At 71.7% G+C, this 18,263-nt stretch carries 13 protein-coding genes; 5 read left to right on the plus strand and 8 right to left on the minus strand.

Going from position 1 to position 18,263, the window contains the following annotated elements; genetic code table 11:
* Positions 1–139: 139 nt before the first annotated feature.
* The 4 genes from infB to rimP form a co-directional block, all read right to left on the minus strand.
* Positions 140–3,208: a translation initiation factor IF-2 gene (gene infB / locus ACGFRB_RS31175; protein ID WP_393247824.1), complete on the minus strand. Its 3,069-nt coding sequence runs from the start codon at positions 3,206–3,208 to the stop codon at positions 140–142.
* A gap of 160 nt (positions 3,209–3,368) precedes the next feature.
* Positions 3,369–3,650 (minus strand): YlxR family protein, encoded by a 282-nt coding sequence (locus tag ACGFRB_RS31180; protein ID WP_393247826.1) that lies wholly within the window; start codon positions 3,648–3,650, stop codon positions 3,369–3,371.
* Positions 3,651–3,746: 96 nt separating this feature from the next.
* Positions 3,747–4,742 (minus strand): transcription termination factor NusA, encoded by a 996-nt coding sequence (nusA, locus tag ACGFRB_RS31185; protein ID WP_363011967.1) that lies wholly within the window; start codon positions 4,740–4,742, stop codon positions 3,747–3,749.
* A 2-nt stretch (positions 4,743–4,744) separates the two neighbouring features.
* Positions 4,745–5,242 (minus strand): ribosome maturation factor RimP, encoded by a 498-nt coding sequence (gene rimP / locus ACGFRB_RS31190; protein ID WP_361224517.1) that lies wholly within the window; start codon positions 5,240–5,242, stop codon positions 4,745–4,747.
* 224 nt (positions 5,243–5,466) lie between these two features.
* On the opposite strand from rimP, the gene ACGFRB_RS31195 reads away from it, so the two are divergent.
* The 4 genes from ACGFRB_RS31195 (at position 5,467) to ACGFRB_RS31210 (ending at position 8,739) form a co-directional block, all read left to right on the plus strand.
* The gene (locus ACGFRB_RS31195) at positions 5,467–6,093 is read left to right on the plus strand and encodes a hypothetical protein (protein ID WP_393247828.1); all 627 of its coding nucleotides are present in this window, start codon (positions 5,467–5,469) and stop codon (positions 6,091–6,093) included.
* Positions 6,090–6,506 (plus strand): ferritin-like domain-containing protein, encoded by a 417-nt coding sequence (locus ACGFRB_RS31200; protein ID WP_361224523.1) that lies wholly within the window; start codon positions 6,090–6,092, stop codon positions 6,504–6,506. Before ACGFRB_RS31195 ends, ACGFRB_RS31200 begins: the two co-directional genes overlap by 4 nt.
* A gap of 157 nt (positions 6,507–6,663) precedes the next feature.
* Positions 6,664–7,731, plus strand: coding sequence for an aminoglycoside phosphotransferase family protein (locus ACGFRB_RS31205; protein ID WP_393247830.1), 1,068 nt, complete (start codon positions 6,664–6,666; stop codon positions 7,729–7,731).
* A gap of 54 nt (positions 7,732–7,785) precedes the next feature.
* Complete coding sequence (locus ACGFRB_RS31210; RefSeq protein WP_393247832.1) at positions 7,786–8,739, plus strand: slipin family protein; 954 nt, start codon at positions 7,786–7,788, stop codon at positions 8,737–8,739.
* Positions 8,740–8,868: 129 nt separating this feature from the next.
* Here the strand turns inward: ACGFRB_RS31210 and ACGFRB_RS31215 are convergent, their stop codons facing one another.
* The 4 genes from ACGFRB_RS31215 to serB all read right to left on the minus strand — a co-directional run bounded on the left by ACGFRB_RS31215 (position 8,869) and on the right by serB (position 15,211).
* A complete protein-coding gene (locus ACGFRB_RS31215; protein ID WP_363012691.1) occupies positions 8,869–10,569 on the minus strand; it encodes a proline--tRNA ligase in 1,701 nt (566 codons plus the stop codon).
* Between the two features lie 69 nt (positions 10,570–10,638).
* Positions 10,639–11,196 carry a GNAT family N-acetyltransferase gene (locus tag ACGFRB_RS31220; RefSeq protein ID WP_363012690.1) on the minus strand — a complete coding sequence of 186 codons (558 nt, stop codon included), beginning with the start codon at positions 11,194–11,196 and terminating at the stop codon, positions 10,639–10,641.
* A 109-nt stretch (positions 11,197–11,305) separates the two neighbouring features.
* Positions 11,306–12,151, minus strand: coding sequence for a GNAT family N-acetyltransferase (locus ACGFRB_RS31225; protein ID WP_393247834.1), 846 nt, complete (start codon positions 12,149–12,151; stop codon positions 11,306–11,308).
* A 1,824-nt stretch (positions 12,152–13,975) separates the two neighbouring features.
* A complete protein-coding gene (gene serB, locus ACGFRB_RS31230) occupies positions 13,976–15,211 on the minus strand; it encodes a phosphoserine phosphatase SerB (protein WP_363012558.1) in 1,236 nt (411 codons plus the stop codon).
* A gap of 335 nt (positions 15,212–15,546) precedes the next feature.
* Between serB and ACGFRB_RS31235 the strand changes: the two genes are divergently transcribed.
* Positions 15,547–18,201 carry an FHA domain-containing protein gene (locus ACGFRB_RS31235; RefSeq protein ID WP_393247836.1) on the plus strand — a complete coding sequence of 885 codons (2,655 nt, stop codon included), beginning with the start codon at positions 15,547–15,549 and terminating at the stop codon, positions 18,199–18,201.
* Positions 18,202–18,263 lie beyond the last annotated feature (62 nt).

The following is an 18,263-nucleotide window of genomic DNA, read 5'->3' on the forward strand; positions in this document are numbered from 1 at the left end:
GTGCCGGATGTCCCGCCGGTTCGGGTTCGACGGCCCGCCGTGCCATCGCTCGGCGGGAACATCAAAACGGTACACGCAACGGCCGGGGCCGATCGACGGAAATACTCCCGCCGACCGGCCCCGGACACGTCGTGCGTGGTTACGCCCGCGGCTTCTCGCGCATCTCGTAAGTGGCGATGACATCGTCGATCTTGATGTCGTTGTAGTTGCCGAGGTTGATACCGCCCTCGAAGCCCTCGCGGATCTCGGTGACGTCGTCCTTGAAGCGACGCAGACCCGAGATGGTGAGGTTCTCCGAGACGACCTTGCCGTCGCGGATGAGGCGCGCCTTGCTGTTGCGCTTGACCTCGCCCGAGCGGACCAGGACACCGGCGATGTTGCCCAGCTTGGACGAGCGGAAGACCTCGCGGATCTCCGCCGTACCCAGCTCGACCTCTTCGTACTCCGGCTTCAGCAGGCCCTTCAGGGCCGCCTCGATCTCCTCGATCGCCTGGTAGATGACCGAGTAGTAACGGACCTCGACACCCTCGCGCTCGGCCATCTGCGCCGCGCGGCCGGCCGCGCGGACGTTGTAGCCGATGACGATCGCGTCGGAGCCCATCGCCAGGTTGATGTCCGACTCCGTGACCTCACCGACACCGCGGTGGAGGATACGGATGTCGACCTCTTCGCCGACGTCGAGCTGGAGCAGCGAGGACTCGAGAGCCTCGACCGCACCGGACGCGTCGCCCTTGATGATGAGGTTGAGCTGCTGGATCTCGCCGGCCTTGAGCACCTTGTCGAGGTCCTCGATGGACACCCGGCGGACACGCTTGGCGAAGGCCGCGTTGCGCTCACGCGCCGCGCGCTTCTCGGCGATCTGACGGGCCGTACGGTCCTCGTCGACGACCAGGAAGTTGTCGCCGGCACCCGGGACGTTGGTGAGACCCAGGACGAGGACGGGAGTCGACGGAGTCGCCTCCTCGACGTTGTTGCCCTTGTCGTCGAGCATGGCCCGGACACGGCCGTACGCGTCGCCGACGACCATCGTGTCGCCGATGCGCAGCGTTCCGCGCTGGACCAGGACCGTCGAGACCGCACCGCGACCACGGTCGAGGTGGGACTCGATCGCGATGCCCTGCGCGTCCTGGTCGGGGTTGGCCCGCAGGTCGAGCGAGGCGTCCGCGGTCAGGACCACGGCCTCCAGCAGGGAGTCGATGTGCAGACCCTGCTTGGCGGAGATGTCGACGAACATCGTGTCGCCGCCGTACTCCTCGGCCACCAGACCGAACTCGGTCAGCTGGCCGCGGACCTTGACCGGGTCGGCACCCTCGACGTCGATCTTGTTGACCGCGACGACGATCGGGACACCGGCGGCCTTGGCGTGGTTGAGCGCCTCGACCGTCTGCGGCATGACACCGTCGTTGGCCGCGACCACGAGGATCGCGATGTCGGTCGACTTCGCACCACGGGCACGCATGGCGGTGAACGCCTCGTGACCCGGGGTGTCGATGAAGGTGATGCGGCGCTCTTCGCCGTTGACCTCGGTGGAGACCTGGTAGGCACCGATGTGCTGGGTGATGCCACCGGCCTCGCCCGCGACCACGTTGGTCTTGCGGATCGCGTCGAGGAGTCGGGTCTTACCGTGGTCGACGTGACCCATGACGGTCACGACCGGCGGACGGGAGACCAGGGCCTCTTCGCCGCCCTCGTCCTCGCCGAACTCGATGTCGAAGGACTCCAGCAGCTCGCGGTCCTCCTCCTCGGGGCTGACGATCTGAACGACGTAGTTCATCTCTTCGGCCAGCATGACGAGCGTGTCGTCGGAGACGGACTGCGTCGCCGTGACCATCTCGCCGAGGTTCATCATCACCGCGACGAGCGACGCCGGGTTGGCGCCGATCTTCTCGGCGAAGTCGGTGAGGGACGCACCGCGCGACAGACGAATGACCTCGCCGCCACCGCGGGGAAGCATCACGCCGCCCACGGACGGGGCCTGCATGGCCTCGTACTCCTGGCGCCTCTGACGCTTCGACTTGCGACCACGACGCGCGGGACCGCCGGGACGACCGAAGGCGCCCTGCGTGCCACCACGGCCACCGGGGCCACCGGGACGGCCACCGAAACCGGGACGACCGCCGAAGCCGCCGCCACCGCCGGGACCGCCCGGACGACCGCCGCCGCCACCCGGACCACCGGGACGGCCGGCGAAGCCGCCGCCACCGCCGCCGGGACCGGCCGGACGACCGGTGAATCCGGGACGACCGCCGCCGCCGCCACCGGGACGACCGCCGGGGCCACCCGGGCCACGGCCGCCGGGGCCCGGACGCGGGCCGGCAGCGGGACGCTGCGGCATCATGCCCGGGTTCGGACGGTTACCACCGGGCGCGCCACCGGGACGCGGCGCCTGCGGACGCGGCATGGAACCGGGGGTCGGACGGGCACCGCCCTGACCCTGCGGACGCGGGGTACCCGGGGCGCCGCCCGGACCCTGCGGACGCGGGGCGCCGGGGGCGCCGCCGGGACGCGGAGCGCCACCCTGCGGACGGGGCGCCTGCGGGCGCGCCATGCCGGTGGAGCCACCGGAGGTGAAGGGGTTGTTGCCCGGACGCGGGCCGGCCGGACGACCGCCCGGACGGGGACCCTGCTGGCCGGGACGGCCACCCTGCTGGCCACCCTGACCCTGCGCACGCGGGGTCTGCTGGCCCGGACGGGCCGGGCGCGGGCCGGGGGTCGCACCGGGACGCGGACCGGCGGCCGGGGCCGACGGAGGCGCGGTGAACTCCGGGGTGGTCGGAGCCGGGGCGGCGGGCGCCGGCTTGGGCGCGGGAGCCGCGGGCTTCGGACCCGGGGTCGGACGGGAACCCTGCGCCGGAGCCGAAGGCTTCTCGGCGGCGGGCTTGGGGGCTGCCGGACGGGCGGCCTGCGCCGGAGACGGCGCGGGGGCGCCGGGCTTCGGGGCGGCCGGACGAGCGGCCTGCGCCGGAGACGGCGCGGGGCCTCCCGGCTTGGGGGCGGGCGCCGCCTTGCGGGGCGCACCAGGCTTGGCAGCGGACTTGCCGGCGGAGCCGGGTCCCTGCAAAGCGTCAGTCAGCTTGCGCACGACCGGCGCCTCGATCGTCGAGGACGCCGAACGGACGAATTCACCGAGTTCCTGGAGCTTGGCCATGACGACCTTGCTCTCTACACCGAACTCCTTGGCGAGTTCGTATACCCGGACCTTAGCCACATCGCTCCTTTTAGGTCCGGTTACCGCCGGACCGTCGCTACTTCATGGGCGTACTCATCGCGTACTCATCGAGTGCTCATCGCAATCTCGACCTACTTCCGACTCGCGAGGTACCTGACCGCACGGGATTCCGTGCCGTTCTGCATTCACCGCGGTTGCTTCACCGCGGTGTCGTCCGCTCGACTTGGAGGCGCAGCGCCTCCGTGTCGAGCGGTCCCTGGACCTTGAAGGCCCTCGGGAACGCCCGGCGGCGGACCGCCAGGTCGAGACAGTGCGAGGCGGGGTGCACGTAGGCACCCCGGCCGGGCAGCGTACCGCGATGATCGGGGACGCACTCGTCCTTATTCATCACGATCCGCAGCAGGTCGCTCTTGGCCGCTCGCTCCCGGCATCCCACACAGGTTCGCTCAGGGCACACGCGGGCATGCGTCCGGCCAGACACGCTTAAGTCTACCTCCCCGTTCCGACCTCACCCGTTCGGGGTAGAAATCGAACAGTCGTTGGCTAAAAACGATCTCCGCCGGGTGGCGGAGATGCTTCAGCGCTCGTCGCCGGACGGCTCCGTGTCCGGACGGATGTCGATCCGCCAGCCGGTCAGACGAGCGGCCAGACGGGCGTTCTGCCCCTCCTTGCCGATCGCCAGCGACAGCTGGTAGTCGGGCACGGTCACCCGGGCCGAACGGGCGGCCAGATCGACGATCTCGACCTTCGACACCCGGGCCGGGGAGAGCGCGTTCGCCACCATCTCGGCCGGGTCGTCCGACCAGTCGACGATGTCGATCTTCTCGCCGAGCAGCTCGGCCATCACATTGCGGACACGGCTGCCCATGGGGCCGATGCAGGCGCCCTTGGCGTTCAGACCGGAACGCGTCGAACGGACCGCGATCTTGGTGCGGTGGCCGGCCTCGCGGGCGATCGCCGCGATCTCGACCGAGCCGTCGGCGATCTCCGGCACCTCGAGAGCGAAGAGCTTCTTCACCAGATTGGGGTGCGTACGGGACAGGGTGACGGACGGACCGCGCACACCCTTGGCCACCCGTACGACGTACGTACGAATCCGCAGACCGTGCGTGTACTCCTCGCCCGGCACCTGCTCCTGCACCGGCAGGATGGCCTCGAGCTTGTCGTCCAGCTTGACCAGGACGTTCTTGGGGTCCTTGCCCTGCTGCACCTGGCCCGCGACGATGTCGCCCTCACGGCGAGCGTACTCGCCGAACGTGACGTCGTTCTCCGCGTCCCGCAGCCGCTGCTGGATGACCTGACGGGCGGTGCTCGCCGCGATCCGGCCGAAGTCCGACGGGGTGTCCGCGAACTCCTTGGGCTGCTGACCCTCTTCCAGGTCGGCGGGGTCTTCCTTCGCCCACACCGTCACGTGACCGGTCGCCCGGTTCACCTCCACGCGCGCGTGGCGGCGGGCGGAGGGGGTGTGGTGGTAGGCGATGAGGAGGGCCGACTCGATCGCCTCGACCAGCATCTCGAAGGAAATGTCCTTCTCCTGTGCCAAGCCCTTCAGGAGCTTCACGTCGATGTCCACGGCTACGCCTCCTCTTCCTTCTTGTCCTTGCGGTTGAACTCGATCTCGACACGCGCCTTGTCGATGTCCGCGAACTCCACCCGGCGGGCGGTCGCCTTGCGGCCCTTGACGCCCGGCACCTCGGTGTCGAGGCCGTCGTCGTCCACGGCGAGGATGCGGGTGACCAGGTCGCCGCCCTCCTTCAGCCGCAGCTTGACCAGGCGGCCGGTGGCACGTACGTAGTGGCGGTGCTCGGTGAGCGGGCGGTCCGCGCCCGGGGAGCTGACTTCGAGGACGTACTCGCCCTCGCCCATCACGTCGGTCTCGTCGAGCTTCTCCGAGATGTCGCGGCTCAGCTCCGCGCAGACGTCCAGCTCGACGCCCTCGTCCGAGTCGACGACGACCCTCAGCAATCCGCGGCGGCCGGCCCGGGACACCTCGATCTCCTCGAGATCCAGATCCTTCGCGTGCACGAGCGGCTCCAGAAGACCGCGCAGCCGTTCGTTCTGGGTGGTGCTCATCCGGGTGACTCCTCGGCCGCGTGTGCTGTTGTGGGTTCGTCGCGTGTCAGATCAAAGGGTATCCGGTTCCGGAGGGTGTTGCCGCCCACCAGGCCGCTCGCCCGCGGGTACGCTCGCCTGCGGCGATCCAGGCTGACTACACAGACAATCCGACCATCCGGCGGGCGGGACCCTCCCCAGGCGAACCCTGGCACGCCGCGGTGGCGGCCGGTGAGGAAGTGGGCGTGACGACGGTGAACAGACGCGTGCTCCTGGCCGCGGGAGCGGCGGGCACGGCCGGCGCGGCGGCGACCCTGGCCGGCTGCGCCGCAGGCGGGGGGCGGGAACCGGGGAAGCCGGGCCCCGCCGAACGCGCGGCGCGCGCGGAGGCGGCCCTGCGCACCCGCTCGGCGGCGGCCGGCCGGGCCCTCCTCGCCCGGTACGACGCGGTACTCGCCGCGCATCCCGCGCTCACCGGCCGACTCGCACCCCTGCGCGCGGCGGTCGCGGCGCACGCGACGGCGCTCGGCGAGGGCGGCACCACCCCGGCGCCGCCCCTGCCCTCCTCGGCGCCCCCGGCCGCCCCGGGCTCCTCGGGCTCCTCGGGCTCACCCGGGCATGCCCCGACGGGCTCCGCCCCCGCGAAGTCCACGGCCACGGCTACCGCCACTGCCACCGGCCCCGCCGTACCGGCCGATCCGGACGCGGCGCTGCGGGAGCTGGCCGCCGCCGTCCGGGCGACCGCCGACATCCATACGGCCGCACTCGACACCGCGCCTCCCGAATACGCCCGGCTGCTGGCCTCCGTCGCCGCCGCGGGCGCCGCCCAGACCTTCCTGCTCACCACCGAGACCGAAGGGGACCGCGGATGACCGCCCTTGCCGCCGCCCAGGCCGCGCTCGCCGCCGAACACGCCGCCCTGTACGGCTACGGGGTCGTCGGCGGCCGGCTCGGCGAGGCCCGGCGCACCGAGGCCACCGCCGCCCACACCGCCCACCGCGCCCGCCGCGACGCGCTGCGCCGCACCGTACGGGACCTCGGTGGCGAGCCGGTCGCCGCGGCGCCCGGCTACGAGCTGCCGTTCGCGGTGCCGGACCCGGCCTCGGCCGTCCGGCTCGCCGCCGTCCTGGAGGACCGGGTCGCGGGCGTGTACGCCGATCTCGTCCGCTCCGCCGAAGGCGCGCTGCGCCACGACGCGGCGGCGGCCCTGCGCGAGGCGGCGGTCCGCGCCGCCCGCTGGCGCGGTGGCGGCGTAACCTTTCCTGGGCTCGCCGAACGGGCCTGACGGCCCGGTTTCCGGCGCCCCGCCTGGAACCACCCGGAGCGACCCGGGGCTCCCCCGCAGCTCGCCGGAGCTTCCCGTGGCTCCCGGGGTCTCCCTCGGACATCGGCCCGGACACCGCCTTGGACCCCGCCCCGGACATCGAAGGAAGCACGCACCCATGGGTTTCGAACCACCGCAGCGACTGGTGCGTGCTCTCGGCGAGACGTACGGGCAGGCCGCCGCGGCCGGGTGGCTCGACCGGCTCCCGGAGCTGGTCCCGGACGCCCTGGCACAGGCCGGGCTGACCGCCGAGCGGGTCGTGGCCCCCGGCGGACGCTCCAGCCTGGTCGTGCTCGTGCCCGGCGCCGCCCTGAAGCTGGCGCCCGCCGCCGCCCGGCCCGACCTGGAGCGGGACGCGCTCGCGCACTGGAACGGCTGGGGCACGGTCAAGCTGCTCGGCGAGGCCGGGGAGGGCGGGCTGCTCCTGGAGCGGCTGCACCCCGAGATGTCGCTGCGCTCGCTGCCGGAGGCGAAGGCCCTCCTGGAGGCCGCCGACACCATCCGCAAGCTGTGGGTGACCCCGCCCGCCGAGCACGGTTTCGAGACGGTCGCCGCGCGCACGGAGCGGCAGGCGGAGTCCATGGCCTCCTCTCGGGCGGACGCGGAGGCGGGCGCGCTGGTGACGGCGGCCCTCGCCGCCCGCGCGGAGCTGGTCGCGGAGAGTGCCGGCACGGGAGCGGACGGCACGGGAGCGGACGGCACGGGAGCGGACGGCACGGGAGCGGACGGCACGGGAGCGGACGCGGCGGTGGACGCTGGGGCGGGCTCGGAGGCGGAGGTAGGCACCGGCTCCGGCTCCGGCTCCGGCTCCGGCTCCGGCTCCGGCTCCGGCTCCGGCTCCGGCTCCGGCGAGACGTTTCTGCTGCACGGCGCCTTCCGCCAGGGCAAGGTCCTGGCCGGCGACCGTTCCCCCTGGCTCGCGGTCGGCCCCGAGCCGCTGGTCGGCGAGCGCGCCTACGACCTCGCCCGGCTGGTACGCGACCGGGTGGAGGACCTCGTGGGCGCGTCCGCCGGGGCCTCGGCGGCCCGCCGACGAGTGAACAAGCTGGCCGACTCGCTGGAGGTGGACCGGGAGCGGCTGCGCGGCTGGACCCTGTTCCGCGCGGTGGAATCCGCGACCCGCGCGCGTACGGCCGGACGGCGGACGGACGCCGAGTTGCTGCTGGAGTTCGCGAGCTGGCTGTGAATCCCGCGCCCTGAGGGGAATACCCTTGCTGTAACCCTTCCCCAGGGGGCCGTGATGATCCAGGAGCTGTTGACGGCGGCCGCCGCGGCCGGAGCCGTGATCGTGGTCTACGCGGGAGCGGCGGCGCGCGTGGTGAAGCAGTACGAGCGGGGCGTGGTGTTCCGCTTCGGCCGGCTGGTCGACGAGGTGCGCCAGCCCGGCATCACGATGATCCTTCCGGGCGTCGACCGCATACACAAAGTGAACATGCAGATCGTGACGATGCCGGTGCCGGCCCAGGAGGGCATCACCCGCGACAACGTGACCGTACGGGTGGACGCGGTGGTCTACTTCAAGGTCGTCGACGCGGCCGAGGCGCTGGTGCGCGTGGAGGACTACAAGTTCGCCGTCTCGCAGATGGCGCAGACCTCGTTGCGGTCGATCATCGGCAAGAGCGACCTGGACGATCTGCTGTCGAACCGGGAGCAGCTCAACCAGGGCCTGGAGCTGATGCTGGACTCGCCCGCGATCGGCTGGGGCGTGCAGATCGACCGGGTCGAGATCAAGGACGTATCGCTGCCGGAGACGATGAAACGGTCGATGGCCCGGCAGGCGGAGGCCGACCGTGAGCGGCGGGCGCGGCTGATCAACGCGGACGCGGAACTCCAGGCATCGAAGAAGCTGGCGGAGGCCGCACGGCAGATGGAGGACACCCCGTCCGCGCTCCAGCTGCGGCTGTTGCAGACCGTGATGGCCGTGTCGGCGGAGAAGAACTCGACGCTGGTGCTGCCCATCCCGGTGGAGCTGCTGCGCTTCCTGGAGCGCGGCGGCTCGGAGCCGTCGTCCACCGACAAGGCCGCCACGGCCCCGCACGCGTCCCCGGGCCCGCCGCCGGTGCCCCCGATTCTCCCGACCGAGGCGTATCTCGCGGGCCACGCGGCCGCAGCGGAGGCCATCGAGGACCTGACGGGCTCGTCGGTGGAGCCGGCCCCACGCGACGAGGAGGAGCGGGGGAAGAGCCGGGGGTAGACCGGGGCCCAGGAGGGGCGCGTACGGCGAAGGGGTGCGGGTTCCGTCTTGGAACCCGCACCCCTTCGCCGTACTACCGGCTCTACCGGCTACCGCTTCGGCTCGGCTTCGGCTTCGGCTCGGCTTCGGTCAGGCGGACAGGCGGGCGATCGCCTCGTCGACCGTCAGCTCCTCGCGCTCGCCCGTGCGGCGGTCCTTCAGCTCGACGACGCCCTCGCCCGCGCGGCGGCCGGCGACGAGGATCTTCGGGACGCCGATCAGCTCGGAGTCGGTGAACTTGACGCCCGGGGAGACACCGGCTCGGTCGTCGACCAGGACGCGCAGACCGGCGGCGGCCAGCTTGTCGGAGACCTCCAGGGCCAGCTCGGTCTGGAGCGCCTTGCCGGCGGCGACGACGTGGACGTCGGCCGGGGCGACCTCGGCAGACCAGCACAGGCCCTTCTCGTCGGCGGTCTGCTCGGCGAGCGCGGCGACGGCACGCGAGACGCCGACGCCGTACGAGCCCATGGTGACGCGGACGGGCTTGCCGTTCTGGCCGAGGACGTCGAGCTTGAGCGCGTCGGCGTACTTGCGGCCGAGCTGGAAGATGTGGCCGATCTCGATGGCGCGGTCCAGCTTCAGGCCGGTGCCGCACTTGGGGCAGGGGTCGCCGTCCTGGACGACGACGACGTCCACGTACGCGTCCACCTCGAAGTCACGGCCCGCGACGACGTTCTTCGCGTGCGTGCCTTCCTTGTTGGCGCCGGTGATCCAGGCGGTGCCGGGGGCGATGCGCGGGTCGGCGACGTAGGTGACCTTCTCCAGGCCCTGCGGGCCGACGTAGCCGCGCACCAGGTCGGCGCGCTCGGCGAAGTCGGTCTCGGTGACCATCTCGACCGTGGCCGGGGCGAAGTGCGCCTCGACCTTGCCCATGTCGACCTCGCGGTCGCCGGGGACGCCGATGGCGACGATCTCGCCGTCGACCTTCACCAGCAGGTTCTTCAGGGTGGCGGAGGCCGGGACCCCGAGGGAGGCGGCGAGCGTCTCGATGGTCGGGGTGTCGGGAGTGGGGATCTCCTCGGCGGCCGGGACGGCGGAGCCGTCGACGGACGCGAGCGGGTAGGAGACCGCCTCGGTGTTCGCGGCGAAGTCGCAGTTCGGGCAGTCGGCGAAGGTGTCCTCGCCGGCCTCGGCCGGGGCCAGGAACTCCTCGGACTTCGAACCGCCCATGGCGCCGGCGGTGGCGGCGCAGATGCGGTAGTCGAGGCCGAGGCGCTCGAAGATCCGCTGGTACGCCTGGCGGTGCAGCGCGTACGACTTGGCCAGGCCCTCGTCCTCCAGGTCGAAGGAGTACGAGTCCTTCATCAGGAACTCGCGGCCGCGCAGGATGCCCGCGCGGGGCCGGGCCTCGTCGCGGAACTTGGTCTGGATCTGGTACAGGGTCACCGGCAGGTCCTTGTAGGACGTGCACTGGTCCTTGACCAGGAGGGTGAAGATCTCCTCGTGGGTGGGGCCGAGGAGGTAGTCGCCGCCCTTGCGGTCCTGGAGGCGGAACAGCTCGGCGCCGTACTCCTCCCAGCGGCCGGTGGCCTCGTAGGGCTCACGGGGCAGCAGGGCGGGCAGCGAGACTTCCTGGGCGCCGATGGCGTCCATCTCCTCGCGGACGATCCGCTCCACGTTGGAGAGGACCTTCTTGCCGAGGGGCAGCCAGCTCCAGATGCCGGCGGCGGTACGGCGGACGTATCCGGCGCGGACGAGCAGCTTGTGGCTGAGGACCTCGGCGTCCGCCGGGTCGTCGCGCAGCGTCTTCGCCATCAACTGGGACATGCGCTGGACCGGTGCGTTGGCCATGGTTCTCGTACTCCTGCCGGAAAAGGGTGATGGCCCCGAGGTTAGCCGGGCGCCCCCGGCTCGGAGAAATCAGTTCCCCTCGCCGCTCCCCCGGCGCAGCGGCAGCGGGGCGCCCATCACGGCGTACGGGCGCGGCGCGCTCGGGAAGTGGACCCTGCGGGCGAGGTCGGCGTATCCGAGGGAACGGTAGAGCGCGCGGGCCGGACTCTCGGTGTCGATGGCGGAGAGGATGGAACGCGGCAGGTCGGACCCGTCGGTGATGCCGGTGATGAGCCGGCGGCCGACCCCCCGGCCCTGGTGGTCGGGGTGGACGTGGAGCTCGGTGATGACGAAGGAGTCGGTCAGCCAGCCCTCGCTGCCGGTGATGCGCAGATACGGCTCGACGACCGTGGACCACCAGTGGGAGCGGTCGTTGGGCATCCCGTACACGAAGCCGACGAGCCGCCCGTCGGGGGTCGTCGCGCCGAGTGCGCGGGCGCCGGGGCACAGGAGGTGGCGTACGACGATATGACGGCGTACGGCGACCTCCGCGTCATCGAGGCCGAAGGCGAGGGCCTGCACGGCGAGGGCCTCGTCGACCCGGGCTGCCAGGTCGACCGGCGCGATCACGACCTCGGTGTCATCCATGCGCGGCACCCTATAGGCAGGGGCGAGGCCACGGGACCCGGGTTCGGGGTTCGGGGTTCGGGGTGGGGTGCGGGTCGGTGCGGGGTCGGCCCCGGATTCCCTCGCCGGGTCAGAACAGCACGCTCATGAACGCACCGACCTCCTGGAAGCCGACCCTGCGGTACGCGGCCCGGGCGGGGGTGTTGTAGTCGTTGACGTACAGGCTGACCACGGGGGCGACCTCGGCCAGCGCGTAGCCCAGGACGGCGGCCATGCCGGTCTTCGACAGGCCCTTGCCGCGATGCTCGGGAGCCACCCAGACCCCCTGGATCTGGCAGGCCTGGCGGGTGGCGGCACCGATCTCCGCTTTGAACACGACCTTGCCGTCGTCGATCCGCGCGAAGGCCCGCCCGGAGCCGACCAGCTCGGCGACCCGCGCCTGGTACAGCAGCCCGCCGTCGCCGGCGAGCGGCGAGACACCGACCTCCTCGGTGAACATGGCCACGCACGCCGGCATGATCACATCCATCTCGTCCCTGCGGACCCGCCGCACCCCCGGGTCGGGGTCGACGTCCGCCGCCGGCTTCTCCGCGGCCATCAGCGGCTGCTGGGCGCGGACGTCCCTGGCCGGGCCCCAGTGGGGTTCGAGCAGGCTCCACAGCAGGGCGGTGGGCTCCGCGGGACCGACGATCGAGGAACAGCGGCGACCGACCCTGCGGGCCCGGTCGGCGAAGGCACGGACGGCCTCGGGGGTGGCACAGATGGGAACGAGGTTGGCCCCCGCGTAACACAGCGACCGCAGCCGGCCCTCGCTGTACCAGCCCCACATCTCCCCGCCCAGCCGCCACGGGTCGAGCCCGGCGGCCTGGACGCGCGCGGTGACGAAGGCGTTCTCGACGGGCGCGCTCTGCAGAACGGCGAGCGCCGCCCCGAGGTCGGCGGGCTCAAGGACCCGCGTCGATGATTGCGTCAACACGCCGACCCTCACCTACATCCGTTGATGCTCGAAACTGTACCTCGGGGCTTGCCGGGCGATTCCTGTGGCTGGAGGAGCGGCGGAGGGGGGTGGGGTGGGGGCTGGGTCCGCACGGGGGCGAGACGGCAGGGGCTCAGCCGGCGCGTAAGCGAGGCGGCGAGGCGGGGACCCGCACGGAGGCGAAACGACGAGGGGTGGGCCCGCACGAGCGTGAGGCGGCGAGGGCTCAGCCCGCACGGGTACGAGACGGCAGACGGGCGGCCCGCACGAGCGTGATACAGCGGGGGCTCAGCCCGCACGAGCGCAAGGCGGCAAGGCGCGGGCCCGCACGTGAGTGAGGCGGCAAGGGCCGGACCCGCACGAGCGCGAGACGGCAAGGGGCGAGCGCATGTTGCTTGCTTCACGTTGGCCTTTTTGTGGCTCCTTCGCCTCCGGGTGCCTGGTGCGTGTGTCGACGGTCGACCGTGCTCGGCCCACTCGTTCCTCGCGGGCCTGCGCGCGCTCTCCCTTTCGACACCCGCGGCACCCTTCGGCTCACTCGCCCGTAAAGGGCACCCCGCACGCCTTCGCAACGACAAGGGCGGGCGTGCTGATCTTGGGCAACCCAGGCACCGGACGTTCACCCCCGCCCCGCGCCGACAAGTGCGGGCTCACCCTGCCGCTTTGCACTCGTGCGGGCCGGCCCCCGGAGGCACCGTGAGTGCGGGCCGGGAACCTGCCGTTACGTCTGGGTGCGGGTTGTTGTGTACGGCCGAGTGAGCCGAAGGGGTGCGTCGGGGGAACAGTGCCGAACGCGCGCAGGCCCGCGAGGAACGAGTGGGCCGAGCACGATCGGTGCTGTGAGTCCGACTCCAGCACCCCGGAGGTGAACCGAGGTACAAAAAAGGCCAACGCGGCGCAAACAACATGTGCCCACCCGTAGCCGCCTCGCGCACGTGCGGGCCGCGCACCAGCGCCGCACCCACCCGCAAGCCCAGCCCCCGCCGCCCGCCGCACTTACGTGCGGGCCGGATCCCTGCCGTCTCACGCCCGTGCGGGCCGCACACCAGCCGCCTCGCCCACCCGCAGGCCCAGCCCCAGCCGCCTCGCGCACGTGCGGGCCACGCACCTGCCGCCGCACCCACCCGCAAGCCCACCTTGGCCACCACCAAGTGCGGGCCGCTTCCCTGCCGTTACGTCTAGGTGCGGGTTGCTGCGTACGGCCGAGTGAGCCGAAGGGGTGCGTCGGGGGAACAGTGCCGAACGCGCACAGGCCCGCGAGGAACGAGTGGGCCGAGCACGATCGGTGCTGTGAGTCCGACTCCAGCACCCCGGAGGCGAACCGAGGCACAAAAAAGGCCAACGTTGCCCAATCACACATGCGCTCGCCTGTAGCCGCCTTGCGCTCGTGCGGGCCCGGCCCTTGCCGTCTCGCTGACGTGCGGGCCCAGCCTCTGCCGTCTCGTACTCGTGCGGGCCCAGCCCCCGCCGCCGTATCCACGTGCCAGCCTCACCTCAGCCGTCTCGCTTACGTGCGGGCCCAGCGTGCGCCGCCTCGCGCCCATGCGGGCCGCACACCAGTCGTCTCGCTTACATGCGGGCCCAGCCCCCGCCGCCGTATCCACGTGCCAGCCTCACCTCAGCCGCCTCGCTCACGTACGAACCCAGCCGCGGCCGTCTTACGCTCGTGCGGGCCGCGCCCCAGCCGCCTCGCACCCATGCGCGCCCCGACCCGCCGCCTCCACCCGCCCCGACCCGCCGCCTCACACCCGTGCGGGGCCCGGCCTCAGCCGCCAACCTTCCTCGGCCTCTGCCCGCCCCGCACGTTCACGCCCCTCGCCCAGCTCAGTGCAGCAGCAGTTCTCCCGAGCCGCCGTCGGCTGCCTCGACCTCTTCGCGGGTGATGCCGAGCAGGTAGAGGACGGTGTCAAGGAAGGGCACGTTGACCGCGGTGTGCGCGGCTTCGCGGACCACGGGCTTGGCGTTGAAGGCGACTCCGAGGCCGGCCGTGTTCAGCATGTCCAGGTCGTTGGCGCCGTCGCCGATGGCGACCGTCTGTTCCAGTGGGACTCCGGCCTCCGCCGCGAAGCGTCGCAGCAGCCGGGCCTTGCCCGCGCGGTCCACGATTTCCCCGGTGACTCGGCCGGTGAGCTTGCCGTCCACTATCTCCAGGGTGTTGGCCTGGGCGAAGTCGAGTCCGAGGCGTTCCTTCAGGTCGTCGGTGACCTGGGTGAATCCGCCGGAGACCACGCCGACCTGGTAGCCGAGCCGCTTGAGGGTGCGGATCAGGGTGCGTGCCCCGGGCGTGAGCCGTACTTCCGTGCGGACCTTGTCCACCACCGACGCGTCGAGGCCGGCGAGGAGCGCGACTCGCGCGTGCAGGGACTGCTCGAAGTCGAGTTCGCCGCGCATCGCCGCGGCCGTCACCTCGGCGACCTTGTCCTCGCAGCCCGCGTGTGCCGCGAACAGCTCGATGACCTCGTCCTGGATCAGGGTCGAGTCGACGTCCATGACGACGAGCCGCTGGGCCCGCCGGTGCAGTCCGGCGGAGACGACGGCGACGTCGACACCGACCGTGTGCGCTTCGATGGCGAGCGCCGTGCGCAGGGTCTCGGTGGCGCAGCCCGAGACGGCGAACTCGACGGCTGTCACCGGGTACTTCGCGAGCCGGAAGATGCGGTCGATGTTGCCGCCGGTGCCGGCGATCCTGGCCGCTATGGCCGCCGTCTGTTCGGCGGTCAGCGGGTTGCCGAGCACGGTGACGTGCGAGCGGCCCTCGCCGCGTGGCCGGTTGTCACCGGTGCCGGAGATGATCTCGGCCTGGAGCTTCATGGACTCGGCCCAGCTGTGCACGGTGGCGCGCAGTTCGCCCTGGGTGGCCACCGTCGGCTCGGTGATCAGCGCGCACAGGACGAGCCTGCCCCGGGAGACGACCTGCTCGATGTCCACGACATCGACGGAGTAGGCGGCGAGGGTGTCGAAGAGACCGGCGGTGATCCCGGGCCGGTCCTTTCCGAAGATCTTGACCAGAAGGGTGGGTACGTCCGCGGCGGGGACGGCTGAGGTCTGCGATGCGCTCATGGTGCTTCCACCGTATCGGCACCCGGTGCCACCCGGCCTTCCGTCCCGACTGACGGACACGACGCTCCCCCCGGCCCGCCCGCTCGTGCCCCAGGCCCCCCGCCCCCCGCCCCGCCGTCCCCACCCCACCCCATCCCACCCCACCCCAACCGTCATCCGGGCCGTGTCCGACGGCGCCGGTACGGGGGCGGGTGTGGACGTACGCGAGATATCGGTCGTACGCAAGCCTCTTCGAGCGGCCCGACTTTCGAATTCGGGGGGCGGCCTGAAATAGTTCCCCCGGATGTTCATCATCCCTGGGCCCCCGGCGACGGGGGTGCATCGGGGGACACACAGTGGGGCGTGGAGTGCCAGAACTCGTACTGGAATTGAACGGCAGGACCTGGACTCTCGATCCGTCCAGGTCGTACACCCTGGGCCGGGACCCCCAGGGCGACCTGGTGATCGACGACGCCAGGGTCTCGTGGCGGCACGCCACCGTCAGCTGGGGCGGCCGGAGCTGGGTCATCGAGGACCACGGCTCGACGAACGGCACGTATCTGCAAGGGCAGCGGATCCACCAGGTGGAGATCGGCCCGGGCTCGGCCGTCCACCTCGGCAACGCCACCGACGGACCGCGCCTCAACCTCGTCGCCGCCGGCGCTCCGGCCGCGCAGCAGTCGGCTCCGCAGCAGCAGGCCCAGCAGCCGCAGCAGGCTCCGCACGCGGTCCCGCAGCAGCACGCCGCACAGCAGCCGGCCGAGCAGGCCGCCTATCAGGCCCCAGCCCAGCAGCCGCAGCCGCAGCCGCAGTGGCAGCAGCCGGCCGCGCAGCAGCAGGCTCCGCAGTACCAGGCCCAGCAGGCCCAGCAGGCCCACCAGGCCCACCAGGCTCAGCAGCCCCCGCACGCGGTCCCGCAGCAGCAGGCGCCGCAGGCCGCCGCCGGGTACCCGAAGGCGGCCGGCGCCCAGGGCGCGGCCCCGGTGCACGGCGACCGCAGCCCCACGACCTTCCACCAGCTCGTCCTCGACCGGGTCATGCGCATCGGCCGTGCCCTGGAGAACGAGCTGGTCGTCTCCGACCTCCAGGTCTCGCGTCACCACGCCGAGTTCCACGCGACCCCCGACGGCCGCTTCCAGATCCGTGACCTCGGCTCGCACAACGGCACGTACGTCAACGGTCAGCCGATCCCCAAGGGCGGCACCGCCGTCCTCGGTCCGAACGATGTCGTCGGTGTCGGTCACTCCACCTTCCGGATCGTCGGCAACCAGCTCGAGGAGTTCGTCGACACCGGTGCGGTCTCCTTCTCCGCCCGTCACCTCACGGTGACCGTCGACGGCGGGAAGCAGATCCTCAAGGACGTCACGTTCGGCGTCCCCGAGAAGTCCCTCATCGGTGTCATCGGCCCGTCCGGCTCCGGCAAGTCCACCCTGCTGAAGGCGCTGACCGGTTACCGGCCGGCCGACCAGGGCGACGTCCTCTATGACAACCGCAGCCTGTACAAGCAGTTCGCCGAGCTGCGCCAGCGCATCGGTCTGGTCCCGCAGGACGACATCCTGCACAAGGAACTCACCGTCCAGAAGGCGCTGCGTTACGCGGCCAAGCTCCGCTTCCCCGGCGACACCGCCGAGAGCGAGCGCGAGGCCCGGATCAGCGAGGTGCTGCGCGAGCTCAAGCTCGACATCCACAAGGAGAAGAAGGTCACCTCCCTCTCCGGTGGCCAGCGCAAGCGCGTCTCGGTCGCGCTGGAGCTCCTGACGAAGCCGTCGCTGATCTTCCTGGACGAGCCGACCTCGGGTCTCGACCCGGGTATGGACCGCGATGTCATGCAGCTGCTGCGCGGCCTCGCCGACGACGGCCGTACCGTCCTCGTCGTCACCCACTCGGTGGCCGAGCTGGCGCTGTGCGACAAGCTGCTCGTGATGGCGCCCGGCGGTTCGGTGGCCTACTTCGGTCCGCCGGACGAGGCGCTCAACTTCTTCGGCTACTCGACCTGGGCCGATGTCTTCTCCGCGTTCGAGAACTACCGCGACTACGACTGGGCGGGCCGCTGGAAGGGCTCGCAGCACTACCAGATGTACGCGGCGGAGATCGACGCCGTCGCCGCCCAGCCCGTGCAGATGCCGCAGCACGCGCAGCAGGCGATGACCAAGCCGCCCAAGCCGCAGGGCTGGGGATCCCAGCTGTGGACGCTGATCCGCCGCTATGCGTCGGTGATCGCCTCCGACAAGGGCTTCCTCGCCCTCATGGTGATCCTGCCGGCCGTGATCGGCTCGGTCTCCGTCGTCATCCCGTCCGACTTCGGCCTCGCGCCGCCCAAGCCGCCGTCCCGGTTCAACGGCGACGCGGGCATCATCATGCTGATCCTCACGGTCGGCATGTGCTTCTCGGGTGCCGCGAACTCGGTCCGTGAGCTGATCAAGGAACGGGTCATCTACGAGCGGGAGCGTGCCACCGGCCTGTCGCGCTCCGCGTACCTGATGTCGAAGGTGATCGTCCTCGGCCTCATCACGGCCTTCCAGGGCGTCATCCTGTGCGGCATCGGTTTCGCCATCCGCGATCTGCCCGCCGAGGGCCTGATCATGCCGCCGGCCCTGGAACTCTGCCTGGTGGTCATCGCGCTCGGCCTGACCTCGATGATGGTCGGCCTGGTCATCTCCGCGCTGGTGAAGACCGCCGAGAAGACGATGCCGCTGCTGGTCATGTTCGCCATCGTCCAGGTGGTGTTCACCGGCATCCTCTTCAAGGTCTTCGGCTCGCCGGGCCTGGAGCAGTTCGCGTGGCTGATGCCGTCCCGCTGGGCCATCGCCGGCGCGGGTACGACCCTGGACCTGGCGCACCTGATGGCTCCGTGGGACCCGAAGAACCCCACCGACCTGGACCCGCTGTGGGAGCACAGCGCCGGCCAGTGGGGCTTCAACGTGGGCGTGCTGCTGCTGATGGCCACGCTGCTCGGCATCCTGGTCGCCCGGCTGCTGCGCCGCCACGAGCCCGAGGTCATGCGAAAGTAACGGCCGCGGGACCCGTACGCGCGCGCGTACAGGTCCGGCAATGGTCCGGCCTCGGTCCGGCA

Source organism: Streptomyces sp. NPDC048718 (genome assembly GCF_043198875.1).
Taxonomy (GTDB): Bacteria; Actinomycetota; Actinomycetes; order Streptomycetales; family Streptomycetaceae; genus Streptomyces.

Coding starts and splice junctions, on each gene's coding strand:
- ACGFRB_RS31220 (WP_363012690.1), bottom strand. CDS start 11,196: ATGGATGACACCGAGGTCGTGATCGCGCCGGTCGACCTGGCAGCCCGG.
- ACGFRB_RS31210 (WP_393247832.1), top strand. CDS start 7,786: ATGATCCAGGAGCTGTTGACGGCGGCCGCCGCGGCCGGAGCCGTGATC.
- ACGFRB_RS31215 (WP_363012691.1), bottom strand. CDS start 10,569: ATGGCCAACGCACCGGTCCAGCGCATGTCCCAGTTGATGGCGAAGACG.
- rimP (WP_361224517.1), bottom strand. CDS start 5,242: ATGAGCACCACCCAGAACGAACGGCTGCGCGGTCTTCTGGAGCCGCTC.
- serB (WP_363012558.1), bottom strand. CDS start 15,211: ATGAGCGCATCGCAGACCTCAGCCGTCCCCGCCGCGGACGTACCCACC.
- ACGFRB_RS31200 (WP_361224523.1), top strand. CDS start 6,090: ATGACCGCCCTTGCCGCCGCCCAGGCCGCGCTCGCCGCCGAACACGCC.
- ACGFRB_RS31205 (WP_393247830.1), top strand. CDS start 6,664: ATGGGTTTCGAACCACCGCAGCGACTGGTGCGTGCTCTCGGCGAGACG.